We start from the raw sequence: 22119 nt of genomic DNA, 5'->3' as shown, positions 1-22119 counted from the left end.
CCCAGGTTCCGGACATTGCGGCAAGCGTGGGATATCTTTGTTGATCAGGGCGGTGGTGGCGCGCAAGCATGCCGAAACAATAAGAACGATTGAGGGAGCGACAGGTGGCAAAACCGGCAAAGACAACCAACGCGGCGAAAGCAAAGGCCGAGGCAACATCGAAAGCGGTCAAGTCAAAAGCGGCCGCCGCCAAGCCGACGGCTACCGCGAAGGCAAGCGCGAAGCCGGCGGCGAAGACCACGGCTGGAACGGCTGCTAAACCGGCAACCGGCAAGACTGCGCCTGCTGCAAAATCTGCCGCCAAGCCGGCGGCGAAGGCAGTGCCGACAGCGCCACGACCGCCGGCAGGTCCGGCCAATAGATTACCGAAGGCGATCACCGCACTGGCCGCTGGCCTGCCTGAAAAACCGTGGCTCCAGAGTTACCCAAAAATCGTGCCGGCCGAGATTGGCGACCTGCCCTCCAGCTCGATCGGCGACTTTCTCGTTGCCGTGTGCAAGCAGTTTGCGAATCGGCCGGCCTTCGTCTGCATGGGCAAATCGATCACCTATGCCGACCTCGAGCGACAGTCGGCCGCCTTCGGCGCCTATCTGCAATCAACGGGGCTGCAGAAGGGCGCGCGCGTCGCGCTGATGATGCCGAATGTGCTGCAATATCCGGTGGCGATTATGGCAGTGCTTCGCGCCGGCTATGTCGTGGTCAACATCAATCCGCTCTACACGCCGCGCGAGCTGGAGCACCAGCTCAAGGATTCCGGCGCTCAAGCCATTGTCATCCTCGAAAATTTTGCCTGCACCTTGCAGGCGGTGATCGCCAGGACCGCGGTCAAGCATGTAGTGGTCGCCTCGATGGGCGACATGCTCGGCGGGCTCAAGGGAACGATCGTCAACTTCGTTGTACGCCGCATCAAGAAGATGGTGCCGGCATGGTCGCTGCCCGGCCATGTCAAGTTCAACGCCGCGCTGAAGGCCGGCACCGGCATGGCCTTCAGGCCCGCAAAGGTCGCGGCCGACGACATCGCCTTCCTGCAATACACGGGCGGCACGACCGGCATCTCCAAGGGCGCGATGCTTTTGCACAGCAACATTTTGGCGAACGTCGCGCAGAACGCGCTGTGGGCCGAAGACGCTTTTACCGTCAAGCCGAAGCCGGCGCATCTGAACTTCCTCTGCGCGCTGCCGCTCTATCACATTTTTGCGCTGACGGCGAACGTGCTGGTAGGCATGCAGCAAGGCGCGCAGAATGTCCTCATCCCCAATCCGCGCGACATTCCCGGCTTCGTCAAGGAGCTGCAGAAATACCCGATCCACATCTTTCCGGGCCTCAACACGCTGTTCAATGCGCTGCTCAATAATGAGGATTTTCGCAAGCTCGATTTCAAGCCGCTGATCCTGACGCTGGGTGGCGGCATGCCGGTGCAGAGGGCCATCGCCGAACGATGGAAGGCGCTGACCGGCTGCCCGATCAGCGAGGCCTACGGGCTCACCGAGACCTCGCCGGGGACAACCATCAACAAATTCAGCGACGGCGTTTACACCGGCACGATCGGCCTGCCGCTGCCCTCGACCGAGATCGCCATCCGCGACGACGACGGCAACAATTTGCCGCTCGGCGAAGTCGGCGAAATCTGCATCCGCGGACCGCAGGTGATGGCCGGCTACTGGAACCGGCCGGACGAGACCGCCAAGGTGATGACCGAGGACGGCTTCTTCAAATCGGGCGACATGGGCTTCATGGACGAGCTTGGCTACACCAAGATCGTCGACCGCAAGAAGGACATGATCCTGGTTTCCGGCTTCAACGTCTATCCGAACGAACTCGAGGAAGTGGTGGCGCAGCATCCAGGCGTACTCGAAGTGGCGGCGATCGGCGTGCCGGACGAGCATTCGGGTGAAGTGCCGAAGCTGTTCGTCGTCAAGAAGGACCCGGCACTGACCGCCGACATGCTGACGGCTTATTGCCGCGAGAACCTGACCGGCTACAAGCGTCCCAGGTATATTGAGTTCCGCACCGAGCTGCCGAAGACACCGGTCGGCAAGATCCTGCGACGGGCGTTGCGGGGCTAGGCGCAGCTTGAGCGATTGCATCGCCGGCGCCAACGCCGTGAGTATAGGTTCGCGCCCGGACCCGGCAGAGTTCATCCGGGCGAACATGCGGATCGCCCCCGTGCCCGCGCTTCCCGAAATTCGGCTTTACACCGCCCATCCGGGAAGCGGGCTCAGGCGGCTTCTCGAATGGAACCAACATGCGACCGAAGAAGACGGACCTGAACCGGAGCCACCGTACTGGGCCTATGTCTGGGCCGGCGGCGCGGTGCTCGCCCGCTACATATTCGACCGGCCGGAGACCGTGGCCGGCCGTCGCGTACTCGACCTCGGCGCCGGCTCCGGCCTTGTAGGTATCGCCGCCGAGAAGGCCGGCGCAAGCGCGGTGATCGCGGCCGAGATCGATCACAACGCCGTTGCCGCGATCGGCCTCAACGCCGCGGCCAATAGTGTCACGATCAATATCGTCGACAAGGATATCACCACCGGTCCGCCACCACGGGTCGACGTCGTGGTTGCCGGCGACGTGTTCTACGGTCGCGAGGTTGCTCTACGGGTTATCCCATTCCTCGACCGCTGCCTAGCAGCCGGCATCAAGGTGCTGGTCGGCGACCCCCGCCGCACGGACCTGCCGCTGTCCCGGCTTCGGCTGCTCGCCGAATACCAAGTGCCGGATTTCGGCGACGCGAAGGGTGTGACCAGGCCGAGCGGCGTCTTTTCCTTCGAGCAGGACGATCGCTAGCGCCAGGATCAAAATCAAATCGCTATGAACGGCCGACTTCGACCCGTTGCGTACCAAGCAGTAGCTAGCGTTGCTCACCTGAAGTGCGCTTAGCCGAACCTTTATTGGCAACCGCTTCCTTCATCATTGCAAGCCATTGCAACCGCCAAGACGGAGAATTGCCCGGCAGGCTCGCCATACCAATCAGTACGCCCGCTTCCTCCCATGTGATTGGAGTTTGAGGGCCACTCAGTTCGCTGTAGATCATCCCCGCAGAAGCGCGCGGTCGCAGTTTGATGTTGCAGTTGATCAATACTGGATCATGGTAGCGAGCATAGGATGCTTGGCTATTTTGATCCGCCTCGTGGACAATCTGCAAAAGAAGTATGTGGTTATGGTCATCGTCATTAAAAGTAGCTGTGAGCGAGCCGCCATCCCTAAGCATTTCAATATCGACAAAGCGCGACAGGTTGGGGAGCATATCAGGCAGACAACATTGATCCGTGTGCACTCGCTTCTACCACGGCTAGTGCTATCCGACCATCCGCGATACCAACGGCAATGTCCGCTTCCACCCATCTCGGCCATTGTGGAAAAGCCCAAGTGATTTGCGTTTTGCCCCCGGGCCTCGGCCGTCAGGCCGTCTCTGTCACTCGTGCCGAAAGAAAATCAGGCAGGTCGGCCACCGAATCCAGAATGACGTCGGCTATCTGGGACAGCGATTCACGTGTGCCGGTGCCGGACAGCACGCCGACCGCCAGACCGCAGCCGCCGGCCCGCGCCATTTCAAGATCGTGACGGTTGTCGCCGACCATGGCGATTGCCGCGGGCCTGAGCCCCGCCAGATCCCGAGCGGCGTGTTTTCTTTGAACCGAAAGATTGCTGACATCGGCTCAAAACCAAATCATTCGAATGACTGAGTTCGACCCCTTGCAGACGATTCTATGGAGGCTATAATCCAGCGATGGGGTATCGGCTCGTCCTTCGATGTAGCAGCCTTGCTAGCCCCGCTTGAACTTGATCATACCGCCCGCGAACATAGACCAAGACCTGTTTTTACAGTTTCGTTCGCCCAGTCGAGGTTCTGGCAATCCGGAACCTATGACCAACCCTGTCTGGGTATGGGCAATTGAGCACCGTCTCACCGGTTACTCCCTGAACAAAGCGTTCCACGGCCCGCCTTCAAAGGATGTCGGGCCGTGCTGGAGCTTCAGCCGGTACGGGCGCACTGAAACGGTGCTGCCAGACGGCCGCCTTGTCAGGATCGGCGGCGAGTATGAAGATCACTATGATGCAGATTTCTATATCTACAACGATGTGATCGTGAGTCATCCTGGGAGCGGCACCGAGATTTTGGGCTACTCGGATGAGGTTTTTCCACCGACCGACTTTCATACGGCAAATCTTGTCGACGACCGAATATTTATAGTAGGCAACCTATCTTATCCGAATGTTCGCGGTCACAAGGCCCAGGTGCTCGTTTTAGACATAACAAACTTTGGTGTTGGCCGCTTCGATACGACCGGAGAAACGCCGCCATGGATATACAAGCACTCTTCGGAACTCGTGGAAGATGGTGGCGCACTCCTGGTTCGCGGCGGGCGCCTGATCGGGCCGCGATGGCCTGGAGTGGTCGAGAACATCGACGATTGGCGCCTGGACCTCCATACAGGCCGCTGGGAGCGCCTTACCAGGCGGCTCTGGCCGCGATTTGCATTCGTTCGAGATGATGGCTGTCAAAATCATATCTTTTGGCTTCGCCGCCGCCTTTCAGATCGCGCCAGCGGCAGACCAGAGGACAGCGACGGCTTTCGAGCCAAACATCTTCGCCATCTCGGCCCCAATCCTCGAATAGACTTGCTCGAAACATTGTACACGCCCGACGTGCCTCACTCGAAGATGCCTGAAATCACGGACGAGCATCGTGTCTATCGCCTCTGCGTCGAAGGCGTCACCGTGCGCTATGTCGAGGACTGGTATGATATTCAGCTGACAGTGGAAGGGGTTCTACCGAGCCGGACTGTCGAGATGATCCGCTTGGACCTGCTGGCCAAACTGACGGCCATCGAGAATACGACCATCAACTGTACCCATCTGATGGTCGATTAGGCTCCGGAAGAAGTCCTATGCAAGGAAGAGATGGCCTCGGCCGTCAGGCTGTCTCCGTCACTCGCGCCGAAAGAAAATCAGGCAGGTCGGCCACCGAATCCAGAATGACGTCGGCTATCTGCGACAGCGATTCACGTGTGCCGGTGCCGGACAGCACGCCAATCGCCAGGCCACAGCCGCCGGCGCGCGCCATTTCCAGATCGTGGCGATTGTCGCCGACCATTGCGATCGCCGCCGGCCTGAGCCCTGTCAGGTCCGAGAAGGCAAGGATCGTATCCGGCGCCGGTTTTGGATTGGCCACCGCATCGTAACCATAGGCGGCGTCGAAAAGCTGCGCGACGCCCAGCGTGACCAAGGTTTTTTCCGCGCCGCTGGTCGAGTCGTTGGTGGCGACGCCAAGCCGGTAGGATTTTCTGTGAAGCAGCCCAAGCGTCTCGACCACACCCGGCAGCGCCACCGCCATTGCCGATCCTTGCGCCGAAGTGATGGCGTTGAAGCGGGCGACGGCAAGCATCTGGTCCTCGTCGGACAGCCGTGGAAACCACAGCTCGACGACGTCCATGTTGGTACCGGAGGCAAAAATCGAATCCGGCTTGAAGCGCTTGGTGGCGAAGTCGAAGCCCGCCGCCGCAAGCAGCCTGTCTGCTTTCCACCGATCGCCTTCGGCCGCATCCATCGCCATGAAGTCGGCGATGCCCAGCCATGTCGCGTTGAAATCCACGAGCGTGCCGTCCTTGTCGAACAATATTCCCTTAATGTCCGCCAAGCTTTTCACTCCGGGCCGCGCAAGCGGTGGATGTATTCCACCAGTCCGGCAGTCGAGGCATCCCGCTTTGCGGCGTTCTCCTTGCCTTCAACGACGGGCAGCAGCCCGGTCGCCAGTTCCTTGCCGAGTTCGACGCCCCATTGGTCGAAGGAGTTGATGTTGAACAGCGTGCCTTCGACAAAGACGCGGTGTTCGTAAAGCGCAATCAGCCGTCCGAATGTATGCGGGTCGAGCTTTCTGTAGAGAATCGTCACCGAGGGGCGGTCGCCGGAGAAGACGCGGTGCGGAGCAATCCTGTCGACATCGGCGGGCTTCATGCCTTTCGCCAGCATCTGCGCTCGGGCTTCCTCAAGCGTGCGGCCCTTCATGAAGGCTTCCGACTGCGCCAGGCAATTGGCAAGCAGAAGGTCGTGGTGATGCTTCAGTTCCGGCTCGTGGCCGACGGCAGCGGCAAGGAATTCGACCGGAATGAAATCGGTGCCCTGATGCAGAAGTTGGAAGAAGGCATGCTGGCCATTGGTGCCGGGCTCGCCCCAGACCAGCGGGCCGGTCGGCGTCGTTACAGCGCCGCCTTCCAGGGTGACGCTCTTGCCGTTCGATTCCATGTCGAGCTGCTGCAGATAGGCCGGCAGCCTGGACAGACGCTGATCGTAGGGGATGACGGCGCGAGCGGGGTATTTGCAGATCACGCGGTGCCACCAGCCAATCAGCCCCATCAGCGCCGGCAGGTTCTTCGCCAGCGGCGCGGTGCGGAAATGCTCGTCCATCTCATGGGCGCCGTCGAGAAAGGCGCGAAAATCCTTCGGGCCGATGGCGATCATCACTGGCAGACCGATCGCACCCCAGACGGAATAGCGGCCGCCGACCCAGTCCCAGAAGCCGAAGACGCGATCGGGCGCGATGCCGAATTTGGCGACCAGGTCGAGCGCCGTCGAGACGGCGGCGAAATGCTTGCCGACCGCTTCCTTGCCGAGCGCCTTCTCGACCCATCTGCGCGCGGTTTCGGCATTGGTCATCGTCTCGACCGTGGTGAAGGTCTTGGAGGCGATGATGAACAGGGTGGTTTCGGCGGAAAGACCCTTCAGCGTGTCGTGGATATGGGCACCGTCGATATTGGATACGTAATGCGCGCGCGGCCCGTCATGATAGGGCGCCAGCGCCAGCGTCGCCATGGCCGGGCCGAGATCGGAGCCGCCGATGCCGATGTTGACGATGTCGGTGATTTTCTTGCCGGTCGCGCCGGCCGCCTTGCCGGAACGCACCGCGTCGGCGAAGGCACCCATCGCGTCGAGTACGGCAAGGACGTCCGCCTTCACGTCCTGGCCGTCGAGCACGATGCCCTTGCCGGTCAGGTTGCGCAGCGCCGTGTGCAGCACGGCACGGCCTTCAGTGACGTTGATCTTCTTGCCGGCAAACATCGCGTCGCGCCGGCCTTCGAGGTCAGCGGCCTCAGCCAGTTTCTCCAGCAACTCCATAGTCCGCGCATCGACCGCGCATTTCGACCAGTCGAGCAGCAGGTCGCCGTCACTGGCGGAGAATTTCTCGAAGCGCTGCGGATCGGCAGCGAAAGCCTCGCGCATCGAGCCCGATTTGGCCGCACGGTGATCGCGCAATGCGTCGAGCTGCTTTTGAAAGGACGATTGATCCACTGCTTCGCTCCGGTCTCTTGAGATGCATCTTATCAGGCCGGATGTTTCCGGCGCGTGTCGTCGCGGCAAACTATCGGGTCGAATTCCATCTGTTTCAATGCGCAGCGATGCCGCAGCGCAGCGTGGGCCGGCTCAAAGGATCACTGGCATAAATCCCAGCGATCAGAAAAATTGATTGGCGCAACACCTTGTGCCACCGGTACATTCGACTGGTCCAGCCAAGTGAAAAAGCTGGCCATCGAGGAACATCTCCCATGCCACAGCGAAACGACACGGCCATATGGTCCGGCCTGTTCCGGATTTCGGCGGAATCCGGTCAGACCCTGCAGGCGCAGATCCGCCAGGCGATCGTCGCCGCCATCCTCGACCGGCAGATCGCGGCTTCCATGCCGCTTCCGTCCTGCCGGATTCTTGCCGAAAAACTCGGCGTGGCGCGCGGCACCGTGGTGCTGGCCTTCCAGCAGTTGGTCGATCAGGGCTTCCTGGTGGCGCGCGAGCGCCGCGGCCATTTCGTCAATCCCGAAGTGCTGGCGACGCCGGCCAAGCCGCATCAGAAGGCGCCCGACCAGGCCAACGAGATCGACTGGAAGGCGCGTCGGCAGATCGCGGCGAGCGACATGCCGCCGCCGGCCAAGCACGACAACTGGATCAAGTCGTCATACCCCTTCGTCTATGGCCAATTCGACCCGGCGCTGTTCCCGACCGCCGAATGGCGCGAGTGCAACCGCATGGCGTTGGCGGTGCTCGAAATCCGCAACTGGGCATCCGACATGGTCGATCGCGACGATCCGCTCCTGATCGAGCAGATCCAGGCACGGCTGCTGCCGCGACGCGGCATCTTCGCCAATCCGGACGAGATCATCGTGACGTTGGGCGCGCAGAACGCGCTTTACATGCTGGCGACGCTGTTGATGACCAAGGGCTCCAAGGTGGCGATGGAGGACCCGGGCTATCCCGATGCACGTTCGATCTTCCGGCTGGCCGGCGCCGAGATCCAGCCGGTTCCGGTCGACCACTCCGGCATCGTAACCTCGGCCATTCCCAATGATTCCGGCTTCGTCTTCGTCACGCCCAGCCACCATTGCCCGACCATGGTGCCGCTGTCGGCAGAGCGGCGGCAGGAGCTTTTGGCGCGCGCCAACCGGCACAACCAGATCATCATCGAGGACGGATATGACAGCCAGCTCCTGGACGAGGCGCCGCAGCAGGCGCTGAAGAGCCTCGATCGCTCCGGCCGGGTCGTCTATGTCGGCTCGATGTCGAAGACGCTGGCTCCCGGCCTCAGGCTCGGCTACATCGTCGCCTCGGCCGGGCTGATCTCCGAGCTTCGGGCGCTACGCCGCTTCATGCTGCGCCATCCGCCGGCGAACAACCAGCGCGCCGTCGCATTGTTCCTGTCGCTCGGCCATCACGAGGCGCTGGTGCGGCGGCTGTCGAGCGCCTTCGACGAGAGGCGCAAGCGTCTGGTCCATGCGATTTCCGCCTTCCTGCCGGAGTGGCGCTCGACCGATTCGGCCGGCGGCACGTCGCTCTGGCTCGAGGGGCCGCGCGGCACCGATTCGCGCGGGCTGGCGGAGGCCGCGGCCTCGCGCAGCGTCATCATCGAGCCTGGCGACCGCTTCTTCGACCGTACCGAAAAGCCATCGCGTTTCATGCGCTTGGGCATTTCCTCGATCGCGTTGCAGCACATCGAACCCGGCATCCGCGAACTGGCGACGGCAGCTGGACGCAGGCCGGCAGCGGCCTGATCTCCCTTCCCCGACCGGAGCCTGGCGCATGTAGTGCGGCTCCGGTTCTTTAGCTCCTTGGCATATGCGACGGGACCGGCTGGCACATAGGCTGTGCCAATGCCGGCGGCATAGTCGCTGCATAGAGGGGACGAAGCAGGCCGATGGTGGACCAACCGCCGCGCCCGCTCCGCAGCTAAAGTTGGAGTGCCTTCATGCCAATGGCCCATGAGAAGCAGGACGTGTCCGCAGACCAGCGTTCGCGGCGGTCCGGCGGGCGCGAGGCGCGCCGCGCCATGCGGGCGGCACCGCTTGCCGACGACGTCAAGCCGGTGCGTGCCGGCCTCGAAGGCGGAAGCTACAGCCCGCTCAGCGGCAGCGATTGCGAACGTATCCACGAGGCCGTGCTTACCCTTCTGGAGACGGTCGGCTTCGCCAACGCCATCCCCTCCTGCATCGAGGCGCTGACCAAAGCCGGCGCGACCTTCAGTGAGGACGGCCGCCTGCGCTTTCCTCGCGGCCTTGTGCTCGACACCATCAAGAACGCGGCGCGGCATTTCACCCTCCACGGCCAGGATCCGAAGCACGACATGGTGATCCAGGGCAAGCGTGTGCACTACGGCACGGCCGGTGCTGCGGTGCATCTTGTCGATGTCGAAAAGCGTGAGTATCGCGAGTCGCTGCTGCAGGACATTTACGATGCCGCGCGCCTGGTCGAAGGGCTCGACAACATCCATTTCTTCCAGCGGCCGATGGTGCCGCGCGACATTCCCGACCCGCTCGATATGGATTTCAACACGCTCTACGCCTGCGTCATGGGCACGTCGAAGCATGTCGGCACCTCGTTTACCGTGCGTGAGAACGTCAAGCCGGCGCTCGACATGCTCTATGCGATCGCGGGCGGCGAAGAGAATTTTCGCGCGCGGCCTTTCGTCTCCAATTCGAACTGCTTCGTCGTGCCGCCGATGAAGTTTGCCGAGGACGCCTGTGGCGTTCTCGAAGCCTGCGTCGAGGGCGGCATTCCGATCCTGCTGCTGTCGGCAGGACAGGCGGGTGCGACGGCACCGGCGGCGATTGCCGGCGCCGTGGTGCAGGCGGTCGCCGAAGTCCTCGTCGGCCTCATCTACGTCAACGCCATCAAGCCAGGCCATCCGGCGATTTTCGGTACCTGGCCGTTTGTCTCGGATCTCCGGACCGGCGCCATGTCGGGCGGTTCGGCCGAGCAGGCGGTGCTGACCGCGGCCTGCGCGCAGATGGCGCAATTTTACGACCTGCCGGGCGGTTCGGCCGCCGGCATGACAGATTCGAAACTGCCTGATATTCAGTCCGGCTACGAAAAGGGCATAACCGACGTGATGGCCGGTCTTGCCGGCCTCAACCTGGTTTACGAATCGGCCGGCATGCACGCCTCGCTGCTCGGCTTTTGCCTTGAGAGCCTGATCATCGACAACGACATGCTCGGCCACTGCCTGCGCTGCGTGCGCGGCATCGAAGTGACGGACGAGTCGCTGTCGATCGACACGATTGCCGATGTCTGCCTGAAGGGCCCGGGCCATTATCTCGGCAACGAGCAGACGCTGCGGCTGATGCAGACCGAATATTTCTATCCGGCCGTCGGCGACCGCTTTTCGCCGAAGGAATGGAATGAGAAAGGCAGGCCCGATATCCTGCAGCGGGCGATCATCGAGAAGAAACGCGTGCTTGCCGAACGCTTCCCGCGCCATGTGCCAAAGCCGGTCGACGACAAATTGCGCGCCCGCTTCGGCGATATGATCAAGCTGCCGCGCAGCGGCATGGGCGGTTGAGGCTCTACCCGCTCACCGCCAGCAACAACACACCGGCCAGCGCCGATCCGGCAAGCGTCGGCAGCATGCCGATTTTCAGCTTCAGAATGGCGATCATGGCGGCACAGGAAAGCAGCGCCGCGCGCCAGTCTATCGATGAAAGCACCGGCACGTCCATTCCAAGCCCGACATTGCGCACTTCGCCGAAGATGACGTGTAAGCCGAACCAAAGCGCGAGGTTCATGATGACGCCGACGACCGCAGCGGTGATCGCGCCGAGCGCCGCCGACAGCGCCCTGTTGCCGCGCAGCGCTTCGATGTAGGGCGCGCCGAGGAATATCCACAAGAAGCACGGCGTAAACGTCACCCACAGTGTGAGCAGTGCCCCAAGCGCGCCGGCAAGCAGCGGGGCGAGCGCGCCGGAGTGGCGGAAGGCGGCAATGTAACCGACGAACTGCAAGACCAGGATCAGCGGGCCCGGCGTGGTTTCGGCCAGCCCAAGGCCGTCGACCATTTCACCGGGTGCGAGCCAGCCGAAGGACTCGACCGCTGCCTGCGCGACATAGGCAAGCACGGCATAGGCGCCACCAAAGGTGACGACCGCCATGAGACTGAAGAACCCACCGATTTGTGTCCACACGCTGGCCGAGCCGGTGAAAGCCCAGATCAGCAGAACAGGCCCGAGCCAGATCGGCAGCCAGATCGCCAAAATGCGCGGCGCATGCCATCGCGTCGGCTTGACGTGGGTCAGTTCGCCGCGCTCGAACATCAGATCGACCGCGCCCTTAATGTCGGGAACATCGCCTTTGCCCTGCGATGTGCCGGAAAAAAATGCCGGTGCAATGCGGTTGCCGATCCAGCCTGTCAGGCCGGCAAGCAGGACGATCAGCGGGAACGGCACGTTTAGCGCGTAGATGGCGATGAAGGCGGCGAGTGCGATCGACACCATGATCCGGTTCTTCAGCGCACGTCGCCCGATCCGGATCACCGCCTCGATGACAATGGCGAGCACCGTCGCTTTGACCCCGAAAAACAGCGCCTCGACGAAGGGTATGTCGCCGTAGAGCGCATAGAGGCTGCTCAAGACGAGCATAACAAGCGCGCCCGGCACAACGAAGAGAATGCCGGCAACAAGGCCGCCGACTGTTTTGTGCAGCAGCCAGCCGATATAGATGGCAAGCTGCTGAGCCTCGGGGCCGGGCAGCAGCATGCAGTAGTTCAACGCATGCAGAAAGCGCTGTTCCCCGATCCAGCGCCGTTCCTCGACCAGTTCCTTGTGCATGAGCGCGATCTGCCCGGCCGGGCCGCCAAAGCTGAGCACGCCGATTTTCGCCCAGACCTTCACGGCCTGCCGGAAGCTCGGCACAGCGGGCTCCTGGATCTCCGCCGGCTTTTTCGAAAAGACGGCGCTCACGATGGTTTGCCTGCGCCGAGACTGACTGCGCCGGCGACCGGCCAGTTATGCGTCTCCTCGGTGGCATCGCGGCACCAGCGGAAGAACGCATCGTAAAGCAGCATGCCGGCCTCGAGCTGCTCCAGATCGTCGCGAAACATCCGTGACAGGCCAAGCGAGGCGGCCAGGAACCCGGCCGCCTGTGGAACAAGATCGAGGCTCGCAGTATCGGCAGCGCGTATGATCGTGGCCAGGCGATCGAGCGCTTCGGATTTGAGCCCGAACTCCTCGATCATGGTGTCGAAGGTGCAGCGTTCGCCGCGGTGGCTCCAGAACACGTTCTCGATGTCGAAAGGGATGGCCTGAAAGCGATCGGCGACGGCCGCCACTTCGGCCGGCTCGACGAAGAGAAAGACCGCGTGAGGATCGATGAAGCGCCGGATCAGCCAGGGGCAGGCGATGCGATCGACCTTCGGGCGCGTACGCGTGACCCAAACGGTGCGGCCCTTGGCATCGGCGGGCGGTATCTTATCGGCGTGAACGAGAAGGCCCTTGGCATCGCGCCATGCTTCAAACCCGCCATCGAGCGATTCGGCGGCAACGCCCTCCTGCCGTAGCCATGCGGCCACGCCTTGCGAGAGCTTTTTTCCCTGTTGGCAGACGACTGTCACTTGCCTGCCGACGAAGTCGGCAGCCCAGTTCGAGACACTCCTGAAATCACGACGATCCGACCCCGGCAGCAGGCGCGGATCGGCGTTGTAGTCATCGTCGATGCGGACGTCGATGATCGCGGGTGCACCCGGCAGCCCAATCAGACGGGACAGTTGCGGTACGGTGATGGTTGTTGTCGACGGCATGGCGTCCACCTCCTTGAAAGAGAAGCTTGGACGCGAACATTGGGCTGACGCCTCACGGGGTCGTCGCGATTAACCCCTTGCGATGATCGTGGATTTGTCGCGCTCGCTTGTCAAGCATTGCCGTTCTCGCGGGAGCAATCGCTGTTGACAAATGACCGCGTCCAACCCTGTGCCGGGCATTTCTGCCCATTAACGGCAGGCTATCGCAGGTGGAAAGCCGAGGCTTTCGCTCTACGATGTACCCCCACCCCTACCCCTCCTGGCGCTGACCTCGGCAAATTGCCTGCACCGGCGGCTGGCTCGTGCGACGGAACCCTGGTGTCAGTGATTGTCCCTCGGTACGCCGCTTGTATGCGCCACATCCTGGTATTTCACCGCCGGCTTCAGCACCATGCCTTCGGAAAACTGGTCGACCATGCCACGCTGGATCTCCTGCCACGGCGTCTGGTGCATGGGATAGTGATAGCCGCCATTGTTCTGCAGCTCGGCGCGCCGCCGCGTGATCTCGTCGTCGCTGACGAGGATGTCGGCGGTGCCCTTGCGCAGATCGACGCGGACGCGGTCACCGGTCTTCAGCAGCGCCAGCCCGCCGCCGATGGCGGCTTCCGGCGAGGCGTTGAGGATCGAGGGCGAACCCGACGTGCCCGACTGGCGGCCGTCGCCGATACAGGCCAGCGCGTGGATGCCCTTTTTGATCAGATAGGCCGGCGGCTGCATGTTGACGACTTCGGCGCCGCCGGGATAGCCGATCGGGCCGGCGCCGCGCATGAACAGGATGGTGTGCTCGTCGATGCCCTGTGCCGGATCGTCGATGCGGGCGTGGTAGTCCTCGGGCCCGTCGAACACCATGGCGTTGCCCTCGAAGGCTTCGGGGTCCTTCGGGTTCGACAGATAGCGCTCGCGGAATTCGGGCGAGATGCCGCTGGTCTTCATGATCGCCGAATCGAACAGATTGCCCTTGAGATTGATGAAGCCGGCATTGGCTTTCAGCGGCTCGGCAACCGTGCGGATGACGTCGAAGTTCTCGTTGACGGCGCCGCTGCAATTGTCGCCGATGGTCTTGCCGTTAGCTGTCATGGCTTCCGGATAGGGCAGCAGGCCGCCCTTCATCAGTTCGGCGACCACGGCCGGCACGCCGCCGGCATGGTGATAGTCCTCGCCGAGATATTCGCCCGTCGGCTGCAGATTGACGATGAGCGGTATGTTGAGGCCGACCTTCTGCCAATCGTCATTGTCGAGCGAAACGCCGAGATGGCGGGCGATGGCGTTGAGGTGGATCGGCGCATTGGTCGAGCCGCCGATCGCCGAGTTGACGACGATGGCGTTCTCGAAGGCCTTACGGGTCATGATGTCGGAGGGCTTCAGATCCTCATGCACCATGTCGACGATGCGCTTTCCGGTCTCGTAGGCGATCTGGCCGCGCTCGCGATAGGGGGCGGGGATAGCGGCCGAGCCCGGCAATTGCATGCCGAGCGCCTCGGCCAGCGAATTCATCGTGGTGGCGGTACCCATCGTGTTGCAATAGCCGGTCGACGGCGCCGAGGAGGCAACGATATCCATGAACTCGTCATAGCCAATCTCGCCGGCCGACAGGCGCTGGCGCGATTCCCAGACGATGGTGCCGGAGCCGGTGCGCTTGCCCTTGTGCCAGCCGTTGAGCATCGGGCCGACCGAAAGCGCGATAGCCGGAATGTTGACGGTGGCCGCGGCCATCAGCATGGCCGGCGTCGTCTTGTCGCAGCCGATGGTGAGCACCACGCCGTCGAGCGGATAGCCGTAAAGCACCTCTACCAGGCTGAGATAGGCAAGGTTGCGGTCAAGTGCAGCAGTCGGCCGCTTGCCGGTCTCCTGGATCGGGTGGCAAGGGAACTCGAAAGGGATGCCACCCATCGAGACGATGCCTTCGCGCACGCGCTTGGCCAGTTCGATGTGATGGCGGTTGCAGGGCGACAGGTCGGAGCCGGTCTGGGCGATGCCGATCAGCGGCTTGCCGGACATCAGTTCGGCCCGCGTCAGCCCGTAATTCAGGTAGCGCTCCAGATAGAGTGCCGTCATGCCCGGATTGTCGGGATTGTCGAACCACTCCTGCGAGCGAAATTTTTTCTTGTGGGTGGGGGCGCCTGCCATCGTGGTCTCCGTATTTGTATGACAAATCGATATGACAACGCGCGGGAGCAGGCAAGGGGCACGCGCCATCCGAATCCGCTCTTTGGTACGAAAGACATACATTTGCCTCCGCGCTAGACGGGATCGTGGTTTGTCAGCCCGCTATCCCGGAGAGTTGGAGCGCGTCGCCGCGAACCCACCCGGCCCTTCCGGCCACCCTCCCCTCAAGGGTACCACTTGGGGGAGGGACATCCGTATCACTCGAATACGATGCTCGGCACTGCAGCCTCGGCCGCGCCGCGCTCTTCATTGACGCGGTCCCAGACCTTGGCGGCGATGTCGCGATAGATTTTCGCCTCAGCGCCATCCGGCTTGGAGACCACCACCGGCGTGCCGGCATCGGAGCTTTCGCGGATGCCCATCTCGAGCGGCACTTCGCCAAGGAAGGTGACGCCGAGACGCTCGGCCTCGCGGCGGGCGCCGCCATGGCCGAAGATGTCGTAGCGTTTTCCCGTATCGGGGGCGAGAAAATAGCTCATGTTTTCGACGATACCCAATAGCGGCACGTCGACCTTCCTGAACATGTTTAGGCCTTTGCGCGCATCGATCAGGGCCAGGTCCTGTGGCGTCGAGACGATGACGGCGCCGGCCAGCGGCACCTGTTGGGCCATGGTCAGCTGGGCGTCGCCGGTGCCGGGCGGCATGTCGACGACGAGCACATCAAGCGGTCCCCATTCGACCTCGCGCAGCATCTGCGTCAATGCCGACATCACCATCGGCCCGCGCCAGATCATCGGCGTCTCCTCATCGACGAGGAAGCCCATCGACATGACCTTGAGGCCATAATTCTGCATCGGCTTCAGGATCTTGCCGTCGACGGTCTGCGGCCTGCCACGAATGTTGAGCAGACGCGGCATGGAAGGGCCATAAATGTCGGCATCGAGCACCCCGACCCGCAGCCCGTTGGCGGCAAGCCCAAGGGCGATATTGACGGCGGTGGTCGACTTGCCGACGCCGCCCTTGCCGGAAGCGACGGCGATGATCGCTTCGATGCCGGGTACGCCGCGCTTGCCCTGGCTGTGCGAGGCGGGCGCCTGCGGCGCGGGACGCGCAGGTGCGGTCGGCGGAGCGGGCCTCTGAGCCGGTCTTTGCGGAACCGGCGCCTCCATGCCGCCGCCCTTCTTTTCCGCCGTCAACGCGACCACGGCGCCGGCAACACCGGGGATCGCCTTGACGACACGTTCGGCCGCCGCACGCAGCGGTTCCATCTCCTGGGCACGGGCAGCGGGAACGGTGATCGAAAAGAACACCTTGGCATCGGCAATGAAAATCTCGGAAACCAGGCCGAGGTCGACGATATTGCCGGTGAAATCCGGCCCATTGACCGTCTTCAGGCGCTCGATAACGATTTCCTTGGTCACGTTTTCATTGGCGGCGGGCATGAGTTTTTCCTCTACTTTTCCGCTCCAGATAATGCAGTTCCGGAACAGAACCAAGCGATGGACCACCAATTGCAGCGGCGTATCGGGGAGGCAGCGAGCATATGACGGCATTTCCAGTGGGAGCAGCCGTCGCCAAATCGTCAACGCAGCCTATTTCATGAGCATGGAATGACAGCCAGGGAAGGAGACGAATCATGCTCGCAAACAGCAACGCGACGGCCAATCTCGCCGTGAAGGACCTGGCCAAGGCCAAGGCATTCTACGAAGGGGTCCTTGGCCTGAAAGAGGTGCACAATGAAGGTGGCGAACTGATCGTCTATAAAAGCGGCGACACCAGCATCAACGTCTACCGTTCGAACTTCGCTGGGACCAACAAGGCGACGGCTGTGACATGGACGGTCGGCGACGAACTCGGCAAGATCGTTGAGGCATTGAAATCGAAGGGCGTGACCTTCGAGCATTACGACATGCCAGGCCTGACGCTGGAGGGCGATGTTCATGTCGGTCAGGGCATGAAGGTCGCATGGTTCAAGGATCCGGACGGCAACATCCTGAACCTTGTGGATAGGTAGATACGGCGCATCGCCTGCCGCGCAGTGCTACGGTGCTGTCACCATGCCAGGCCGACCGCGAGGTAGGTGAGAGCCGCGATCGCCGCGGTTGCCGGCAGGGTGACGATCCATGCCACCACGATGTTACCGGCAATGCCCCAGCGAACGGCGGAGACGCGGCGGGCGGCGCCGACGCCGATGATGGCGCCGGTGATCGTGTGCGTGGTCGATACAGGAATACCGAGCCAGGTGGCGGCGAACAGGGTGATCGCTCCGCCGGTCTCGGCGCAGAAACCCTGCATCGGGTTCAGCCGGGTGATCTTCGAGCCCATCGTGTGGACGATGCGCCAGCCGCCGAGCAACGTGCCCAGCGCCAGCGCCGACTGACAGGTGATGACGACCCACAGCGGCACGTAAAAATTCGCGCCGAGCATGCCTTGCGAATAGAGCAGCACGGCGATGATGCCCATAGTCTTCTGCGCGTCGTTGCCGCCATGGCCGAGCGAATAGAGCGAGGCGGAAAAGAACTGCATGACGCGGAAGGTGCTGTCGACGGCGAACGGCGTCCGCCGCACGAACAGCCAGGAGACCGCGAGGATCAGGACGAGCGCCAGCAGAAAACCTGCCGCCGGCGATAGCACGATGGCCGCCGTCGTTTTGCCCAACCCGGTCCAGACGATGGCGCCGGTGCCTGCCTTGGCAACGCCGGCGCCAACCAAACCGCCGATCAGAGCGTGCGAGCTGCTGGACGGGATGCCGACGAGCCAGGTGACGATATTCCAGACGATGGCGCCGACAAGTGCTGCAAAGATCACTGCCGGCGTGACGATGCTGGCGTCGATGATGCCGGTTCCCAGCGTCTCCGCCACGTGGAGACCGAAGAACATGAAGGCGATGAAATTGAAGAAGGCCGCCCAGAACACCGCATAATGCGGCCGCAGCACCCGGGTGGAGACGATGGTGGCGATAGAGTTGGCGGCATCGTGCAGGCCGTTGAGGAAATCGAAGAACAGCGCGACGACGACAAGGCCGACCAGCACCGGAAAGGCTATCGCGGCTTCCACTATACGTTCTCGATGACGATGCCGCTGATTTCGTTGGCGACGTCCTCGAAGCGGTCGACCACCTTTTCCAGCTGGCCGTAGATCTCGCTGCCGATCAGATAGGCCATAGGATCGCTGCGGCCGTGCCGCTTGAACAGGTCCTTCAGGCCCTGTTCGTGCAGGTCGTCGGCCCGGCCTTCGGCGCGCATGACTTCCTCGGCGATGGCGTTGAGGCGCACCGTGTGCGCCCCGACCTTGCCGAGAAGCGGGATCGCCTCGGCCACCAACTTGGCGGCCTCGACGATGACGCCCCCCATTTCCTGCATCAGCGGGTCGAATTCCTTCTTTTCGAACAGCTTTACCGTCTTGACGGTCTTGTGCATCATGTCGATGGCATCATCCATCGACTGGATCAGGTCCTTGATGTCGCCGCGGTCGAAGGGCGTGATGAAGGAGCGGCGCACGGCCAGCAGCACTTCCGCGGTGATCTGATCGGCTTCGTCCTCGAGATCGATGATCGTCTGACACCAGCGGTCGATGTCGTTGCCCTGCAAAAGCTGCTGCAGTGCCTCGGCGCCACCGACCACGGTGCGGGAATGCCGCTCGAACAGGTCGAAGAAGCGATCTTCGCGCGGCAAAAGCTTGCGGAACCAGCCCAGCATGTTCGGTCTCCCGTCGTGTCCAGTCCACGACCCCGTCTCATTCACATAGCGCCGCATTCCATCGCGGGAAACAGTAAGCCGGCTGAAAGATGTGGATGCGGACGATTTAGACAGGCGGCTTGCGGCCGAAGGCGATTTCCACGACGTTGCGCGCTACAATCGGACACAGCGTCCGTGACAGGCTCCCGACGGCATGATCGATAAGCTGGAATTCTTCATAGCACTTGCCAGGGAAGAACATTTCGGCCGGGCGGCGGAGGTGTGCGGCGTCACCCAACCGACGCTTTCGGCCGGCATCAAGCAGCTGGAAGGCCAGCTCGGCGTGATGCTGGTGCTGCGCGGCTCGCGCTTCCAGGGATTGACGCCGGAAGGCAAGCAGGTGTTGGTGTGGGCGCGCCGCATCGTCGGCGACAGCAGGACCATGCGCGAGGAGATGCGGGCGGCACGCCACGGCCTGTCAGGGCGCATCCGCATCGCCGCGATCCCGACGGCGCTGGCCATGGTGGCGCGACTGACGACGCCGTTTCGGGCAAAGCACCCCGGCGTCACCTTCTCGGTGCTGTCGCGGACCTCGATCGAGGTGCTGTCGCTGCTCGGCAATTTCGACATCGACGCCGGTATCACCTATCTCGACAACGAGCCGCTCGGACGCGTCACCAGCGTGCCGCTCTACGACGAGCGCTACCAGCTGATCACCGCCGTCGGGAACCCCTATTTCGACCGCGACAAAGTGACATGGGCGGAACTCAGTCAGCTGCCGCTCTGCCTGCTGACGCCCGACATGCAGAACCGCCGCATCATCGACCAGCATCTGGCCGAAGCCGGCGTGCAGGTGCGGCCGACATTGGAATCCAACTCGATGATCGTGCTGTTTTCGCATATCCGCACCGGCAAATGGTCGTCCATCATGCCGCTTAACCTTGCGGAAACGTTCGGCTTTTCCGAGCCGATCCGGGCTATCCCGATCGTCGAGCCGGATGCCAGCCACACCGTCGGGCTGGTGGCGGCACGGCGCGAACCGCACACGCCACTGGTCTCGGCGCTGTTGGACGAGGCAATGGCGCTGGCGGACGATTTCCGCGCCCGCCGCTAGGCTAGACAAGGCTGGTGACCGCGAACGATTGGAAATTTCTATCGAGCAACGGATCGGCTTTATTGATTTAGCGGGTTTCCTCTGATTTCCTAAGCACTTAGCGGAAGACCGCCACGACCAGGGAGGGCGCTGCATGACGATGCAGCCTGCAAGTACCGAGATCGCATCGCGCACCGCGGCGATCATCCACGAGCTGAAAGGCCTCGAAGGCCCGCTGCTGCCGATCCTGCACGGCATCCAGGAAGAGTTCGGTTATGTGCCGCAGGACGCGCTGCCGGTCATCGCCGAGGCGCTGAACATTTCCAGGGCCGAGGTGCACGGCGTCGTGACCTTCTATCACGATTATCGCAGCCAGCCGGCTGGCCGCCATGTGCTGAAGCTCTGCCAGGCGGAAGCCTGCCAGTCGATGGGCTCGGATGCGATTGCCGCCAAGCTCAAATCATTGCTGGGCATCGGTTTCCACGAGACAACCCGCGACGGTTCGGTGACACTGGAGCCGGTCTATTGCCTCGGCCTTTGCGCCTGCTCGCCGTCGGCAATGCTGGATGACGAGGTGATCGGGCGGCTCGACGACGAAAAGCTCAACGAGATCGTTGCCGAGGTGCGCTCATGATCCCGCGTATCTATATTCCCGGCGATTCCGGCGCGCTGGCGCTCGGTGCGGAAAAGGTCGCCAAGGCGGTTCGTGCGGAATTGGCCGAGCGCGGCATCGAGGCCAAGATCGTGCGCAACGGCTCGCGCGGCGCCTATTTCCTCGAGCCGATGGTCGAAGTGGCAACAGCTAATGGCCGCGTCGCCTATGGGCCGGTGAAGCCCTCCGACGTCAAAAGCCTGTTCGACTGCGGCTTCCTCACCGGCGGCCACCACAAGCGCTGGCTGGGCGCACCGGACAAGATCCCGTTCCTTGCCAGGCAGACGCGGCTGACCTTTGCGCGCTGCGGCGTCACCGATCCGCTGTCGCTCGATCACTACAAGGCGCATGGCGGGCTGAAGGGCCTGCAGAATGCAGTGGCGATGACGCCGGCCGAGGTCGTCAAGCAGGTGACCGAGTCCGGGCTGCGCGGTCGCGGCGGCGCCGGCTTCCCGACCGGCATCAAATGGAAAACTGTGCTCGATACGTCGGCCGACCGCAAATACATCGTCTGCAATGCCGATGAAGGCGATTCCGGCACGTTCGCCGACCGCATGATCATGGAAGGCGACCCCTTCGTGCTGATCGAAGGCATGGCGATCGCCGGCATCGCCACCGGCGCGACCAAGGGCTTTATCTATATCCGCTCCGAATATCCGCACGCGGTGGCGGTGATGCAGAAGGCCGTCGAGATCGCCCGCAAGGCCGGCGTGCTCGGCGTCAATGTGCTCGGCTCGGCCAATTCATTCGACATGGAAGTGCGCGTCGGCGCCGGCGCCTATGTTTGCGGCGAGGAAACCGCCCTGCTCGACAGCCTCGAAGGCAAGCGCGGACAGGTGCGGGCCAAGCCGCCGCTGCCGGCGCACAAGGGCCTGTTCGGCAAGCCGACAGTGATCAACAACGTCATCTCGCTGGCCTCGGTGCCGGTGATCATGGACAAGGGCGCTGCCTTCTACAAGGATTTCGGCATGGGCCGTTCGCGCGGCACCATCCCGATCCAGATTGCCGGCAACGTCAAGTATCCCGGTCTCTACGAGGCCGCGTTCGGCATGACGCTGGGTGAGATCGTCGACGATATCGGCGGCGGCACGGCGACCGGGCGTCCGGTCAAGGCGGTACAGGTCGGCGGTCCGCTCGGCGCCTATTTCCCGCGCGCCCTGTTCGACACGCCGTTCGACTACGAAGCGTTTGCGGCCAAGGACGGGCTGATCGGCCATGCCGGCATCGTCGTTTTCGACGACAGCGCCGACATGCTGAAGCAGGCACGCTTCGCCATGGAATTCTGCGCCATCGAGAGCTGCGGCAAGTGCACGCCGTGCCGCATCGGCTCGACGCGCGGTGTCGAGGTGCTGGACCGGCTCTCCCAGAACGTCGAACCGGAAAAGCAGATCGCGCTGGTCACCGACCTTTGCAACACGATGAAGTTCGGCTCGCTTTGCGCTCTCGGCGGCTTCACCCCATATCCAGTGATGAGTGCACTCAACCATTTCCCGGACGACTTTCGGCCGACGCCGGTCGCCGAAGCAGCGGAATAGGAGCG

Annotated in this window: 19 protein-coding genes and 1 pseudogene; 10 read left to right on the top strand and 10 right to left on the bottom strand. The window is 62.7% G+C overall.

The genetic code is table 11. The features are described 5' to 3' along the window. The first annotated feature begins 40 nt into the window (after positions 1-40). The 3 genes from NKI29_RS05815 to NKI29_RS05805 all read left to right on the top strand — a co-directional run bounded on the left by NKI29_RS05815 (position 41) and on the right by NKI29_RS05805 (position 2787). On the top strand, positions 41-259 hold the full coding sequence (locus tag NKI29_RS05815; RefSeq protein ID WP_352577487.1) for a hypothetical protein: 219 nt from the start codon (positions 41-43) through the stop codon (positions 257-259). A 61-nt stretch (positions 260-320) separates the two neighbouring features. Further along, positions 321-2066 (top strand): long-chain fatty acid--CoA ligase, encoded by a 1746-nt coding sequence (locus NKI29_RS05810; protein ID WP_352577486.1) that lies wholly within the window; start codon positions 321-323, stop codon positions 2064-2066. Between the two features lie 85 nt (positions 2067-2151). Continuing rightward, complete coding sequence (locus NKI29_RS05805; protein WP_352577485.1) at positions 2152-2787, top strand: class I SAM-dependent methyltransferase; 636 nt, start codon at positions 2152-2154, stop codon at positions 2785-2787. A 64-nt stretch (positions 2788-2851) separates the two neighbouring features. Here the strand turns inward: NKI29_RS05805 and NKI29_RS05800 are convergent, their stop codons facing one another. Both NKI29_RS05800 and NKI29_RS05795 read right to left on the bottom strand, forming a co-directional pair. After that, positions 2852-3277 (bottom strand): hypothetical protein, encoded by a 426-nt coding sequence (locus NKI29_RS05800; RefSeq protein WP_352795655.1) that lies wholly within the window; start codon positions 3275-3277, stop codon positions 2852-2854. A gap of 124 nt (positions 3278-3401) precedes the next feature. Then, positions 3402-3614, bottom strand: a pseudogene (locus tag NKI29_RS05795) (HAD family hydrolase); the annotation flags it as partial. Between the two features lie 253 nt (positions 3615-3867). On the opposite strand from NKI29_RS05795, the gene NKI29_RS05790 reads away from it, so the two are divergent. Beyond that, a complete protein-coding gene (locus tag NKI29_RS05790) occupies positions 3868-4875 on the top strand; it encodes a hypothetical protein (RefSeq protein ID WP_352703331.1) in 1008 nt (335 codons plus the stop codon). A 43-nt stretch (positions 4876-4918) separates the two neighbouring features. On the opposite strand, the gene NKI29_RS05785 is transcribed toward NKI29_RS05790, so the two are convergent. Continuing rightward, entirely contained in the window at positions 4919-5641 is a 723-nt protein-coding gene (locus NKI29_RS05785; RefSeq protein ID WP_352577481.1) for an HAD family hydrolase, read from the bottom strand. Between the two features lie 5 nt (positions 5642-5646). Next, positions 5647-7290: a glucose-6-phosphate isomerase gene (gene pgi, locus NKI29_RS05780; RefSeq protein ID WP_352577480.1), complete on the bottom strand. Its 1644-nt coding sequence runs from the start codon at positions 7288-7290 to the stop codon at positions 5647-5649. A gap of 254 nt (positions 7291-7544) precedes the next feature. Between pgi and pdxR the strand changes: the two genes are divergently transcribed. Continuing rightward, on the top strand, positions 7545-9038 hold the full coding sequence (gene pdxR, locus NKI29_RS05775; RefSeq protein WP_023676815.1) for a MocR-like pyridoxine biosynthesis transcription factor PdxR: 1494 nt from the start codon (positions 7545-7547) through the stop codon (positions 9036-9038). A gap of 194 nt (positions 9039-9232) precedes the next feature. Next, positions 9233-10822 carry a trimethylamine methyltransferase family protein gene (locus NKI29_RS05770; RefSeq protein WP_023676814.1) on the top strand — a complete coding sequence of 530 codons (1590 nt, stop codon included), beginning with the start codon at positions 9233-9235 and terminating at the stop codon, positions 10820-10822. A 4-nt stretch (positions 10823-10826) separates the two neighbouring features. On the opposite strand, the gene chrA is transcribed toward NKI29_RS05770, so the two are convergent. The 4 genes from chrA to NKI29_RS05750 all read right to left on the bottom strand — a co-directional run bounded on the left by chrA (position 10827) and on the right by NKI29_RS05750 (position 16599). Further along, the gene (gene chrA / locus NKI29_RS05765; protein WP_023676813.1) at positions 10827-12215 is read right to left on the bottom strand and encodes a chromate efflux transporter; all 1389 of its coding nucleotides are present in this window, start codon (positions 12213-12215) and stop codon (positions 10827-10829) included. Next, complete coding sequence (locus NKI29_RS05760) at positions 12212-13051, bottom strand: chromate resistance protein ChrB domain-containing protein (protein ID WP_023676812.1); 840 nt, start codon at positions 13049-13051, stop codon at positions 12212-12214. The genes chrA and NKI29_RS05760 overlap by 4 nt, the downstream gene beginning before the upstream one ends. 321 nt (positions 13052-13372) lie before the next feature. After that, on the bottom strand, positions 13373-15178 hold the full coding sequence (locus NKI29_RS05755) for an IlvD/Edd family dehydratase (RefSeq protein WP_023676811.1): 1806 nt from the start codon (positions 15176-15178) through the stop codon (positions 13373-13375). A gap of 236 nt (positions 15179-15414) precedes the next feature. Then, positions 15415-16599, bottom strand: coding sequence for an Mrp/NBP35 family ATP-binding protein (locus NKI29_RS05750; RefSeq protein ID WP_023676810.1), 1185 nt, complete (start codon positions 16597-16599; stop codon positions 15415-15417). A gap of 194 nt (positions 16600-16793) precedes the next feature. Between NKI29_RS05750 and NKI29_RS05745 the strand changes: the two genes are divergently transcribed. Next, complete coding sequence (locus NKI29_RS05745) at positions 16794-17171, top strand: VOC family protein (RefSeq protein ID WP_023676809.1); 378 nt, start codon at positions 16794-16796, stop codon at positions 17169-17171. Positions 17172-17209: 38 nt separating this feature from the next. Here the strand turns inward: NKI29_RS05745 and NKI29_RS05740 are convergent, their stop codons facing one another. Continuing rightward, the gene (locus NKI29_RS05740) at positions 17210-18214 is read right to left on the bottom strand and encodes an inorganic phosphate transporter (protein ID WP_023676808.1); all 1005 of its coding nucleotides are present in this window, start codon (positions 18212-18214) and stop codon (positions 17210-17212) included. Next, the gene (locus tag NKI29_RS05735; RefSeq protein ID WP_023676807.1) at positions 18214-18855 is read right to left on the bottom strand and encodes a DUF47 domain-containing protein; all 642 of its coding nucleotides are present in this window, start codon (positions 18853-18855) and stop codon (positions 18214-18216) included. The genes NKI29_RS05740 and NKI29_RS05735 overlap by 1 nt, the downstream gene beginning before the upstream one ends. Positions 18856-19048: 193 nt before the next feature. Here NKI29_RS05735 and NKI29_RS05730 point away from each other — a divergent pair, with 193 nt between their 5' ends. From NKI29_RS05730 to NKI29_RS05720, 3 genes are all read left to right on the top strand, one after another. Then, on the top strand, positions 19049-19948 hold the full coding sequence (locus tag NKI29_RS05730) for a LysR family transcriptional regulator (RefSeq protein ID WP_023676806.1): 900 nt from the start codon (positions 19049-19051) through the stop codon (positions 19946-19948). 133 nt (positions 19949-20081) lie between these two features. Further along, positions 20082-20561 carry a formate dehydrogenase subunit gamma gene (locus tag NKI29_RS05725; RefSeq protein ID WP_023676805.1) on the top strand — a complete coding sequence of 160 codons (480 nt, stop codon included), beginning with the start codon at positions 20082-20084 and terminating at the stop codon, positions 20559-20561. Further along, entirely contained in the window at positions 20558-22114 is a 1557-nt protein-coding gene (locus NKI29_RS05720) for a formate dehydrogenase beta subunit (RefSeq protein WP_023676804.1), read from the top strand. The genes NKI29_RS05725 and NKI29_RS05720 overlap by 4 nt, the downstream gene beginning before the upstream one ends. Positions 22115-22119 lie beyond the last annotated feature (5 nt).

Origin of the sequence: Mesorhizobium sp. M0678 (genome assembly GCF_040320505.1) — a bacterium.
Classification (GTDB): domain Bacteria; phylum Pseudomonadota; class Alphaproteobacteria; order Rhizobiales; family Rhizobiaceae; genus Mesorhizobium.
Note: the sequence above shows the minus strand (reverse complement) of the source record. Positions and strands in the feature narration are given on the sequence as shown.

Bases quoted from the DNA above. Each gene is read 5' to 3' on its own strand.
- NKI29_RS05805 (WP_352577485.1), top strand. From the start codon at position 2,152: ATGCGGATCGCCCCCGTGCCCGCGCTTCCCGAAATTCGGCTTTACACC.
- NKI29_RS05790 (WP_352703331.1), top strand. From the start codon at position 3,868: ATGACCAACCCTGTCTGGGTATGGGCAATTGAGCACCGTCTCACCGGT.
- pdxR (WP_023676815.1), top strand. From the start codon at position 7,545: ATGCCACAGCGAAACGACACGGCCATATGGTCCGGCCTGTTCCGGATT.
- NKI29_RS05770 (WP_023676814.1), top strand. From the start codon at position 9,233: ATGCCAATGGCCCATGAGAAGCAGGACGTGTCCGCAGACCAGCGTTCG.
- NKI29_RS05760 (WP_023676812.1), bottom strand. From the start codon at position 13,051: ATGCCGTCGACAACAACCATCACCGTACCGCAACTGTCCCGTCTGATT.
- NKI29_RS05755 (WP_023676811.1), bottom strand. From the start codon at position 15,178: ATGGCAGGCGCCCCCACCCACAAGAAAAAATTTCGCTCGCAGGAGTGG.
- NKI29_RS05750 (WP_023676810.1), bottom strand. From the start codon at position 16,599: ATGCCCGCCGCCAATGAAAACGTGACCAAGGAAATCGTTATCGAGCGC.
- NKI29_RS05745 (WP_023676809.1), top strand. From the start codon at position 16,794: ATGCTCGCAAACAGCAACGCGACGGCCAATCTCGCCGTGAAGGACCTG.
- NKI29_RS05735 (WP_023676807.1), bottom strand. From the start codon at position 18,855: ATGCTGGGCTGGTTCCGCAAGCTTTTGCCGCGCGAAGATCGCTTCTTC.
- NKI29_RS05730 (WP_023676806.1), top strand. From the start codon at position 19,049: ATGATCGATAAGCTGGAATTCTTCATAGCACTTGCCAGGGAAGAACAT.
- NKI29_RS05725 (WP_023676805.1), top strand. From the start codon at position 20,082: ATGACGATGCAGCCTGCAAGTACCGAGATCGCATCGCGCACCGCGGCG.
- NKI29_RS05720 (WP_023676804.1), top strand. From the start codon at position 20,558: ATGATCCCGCGTATCTATATTCCCGGCGATTCCGGCGCGCTGGCGCTC.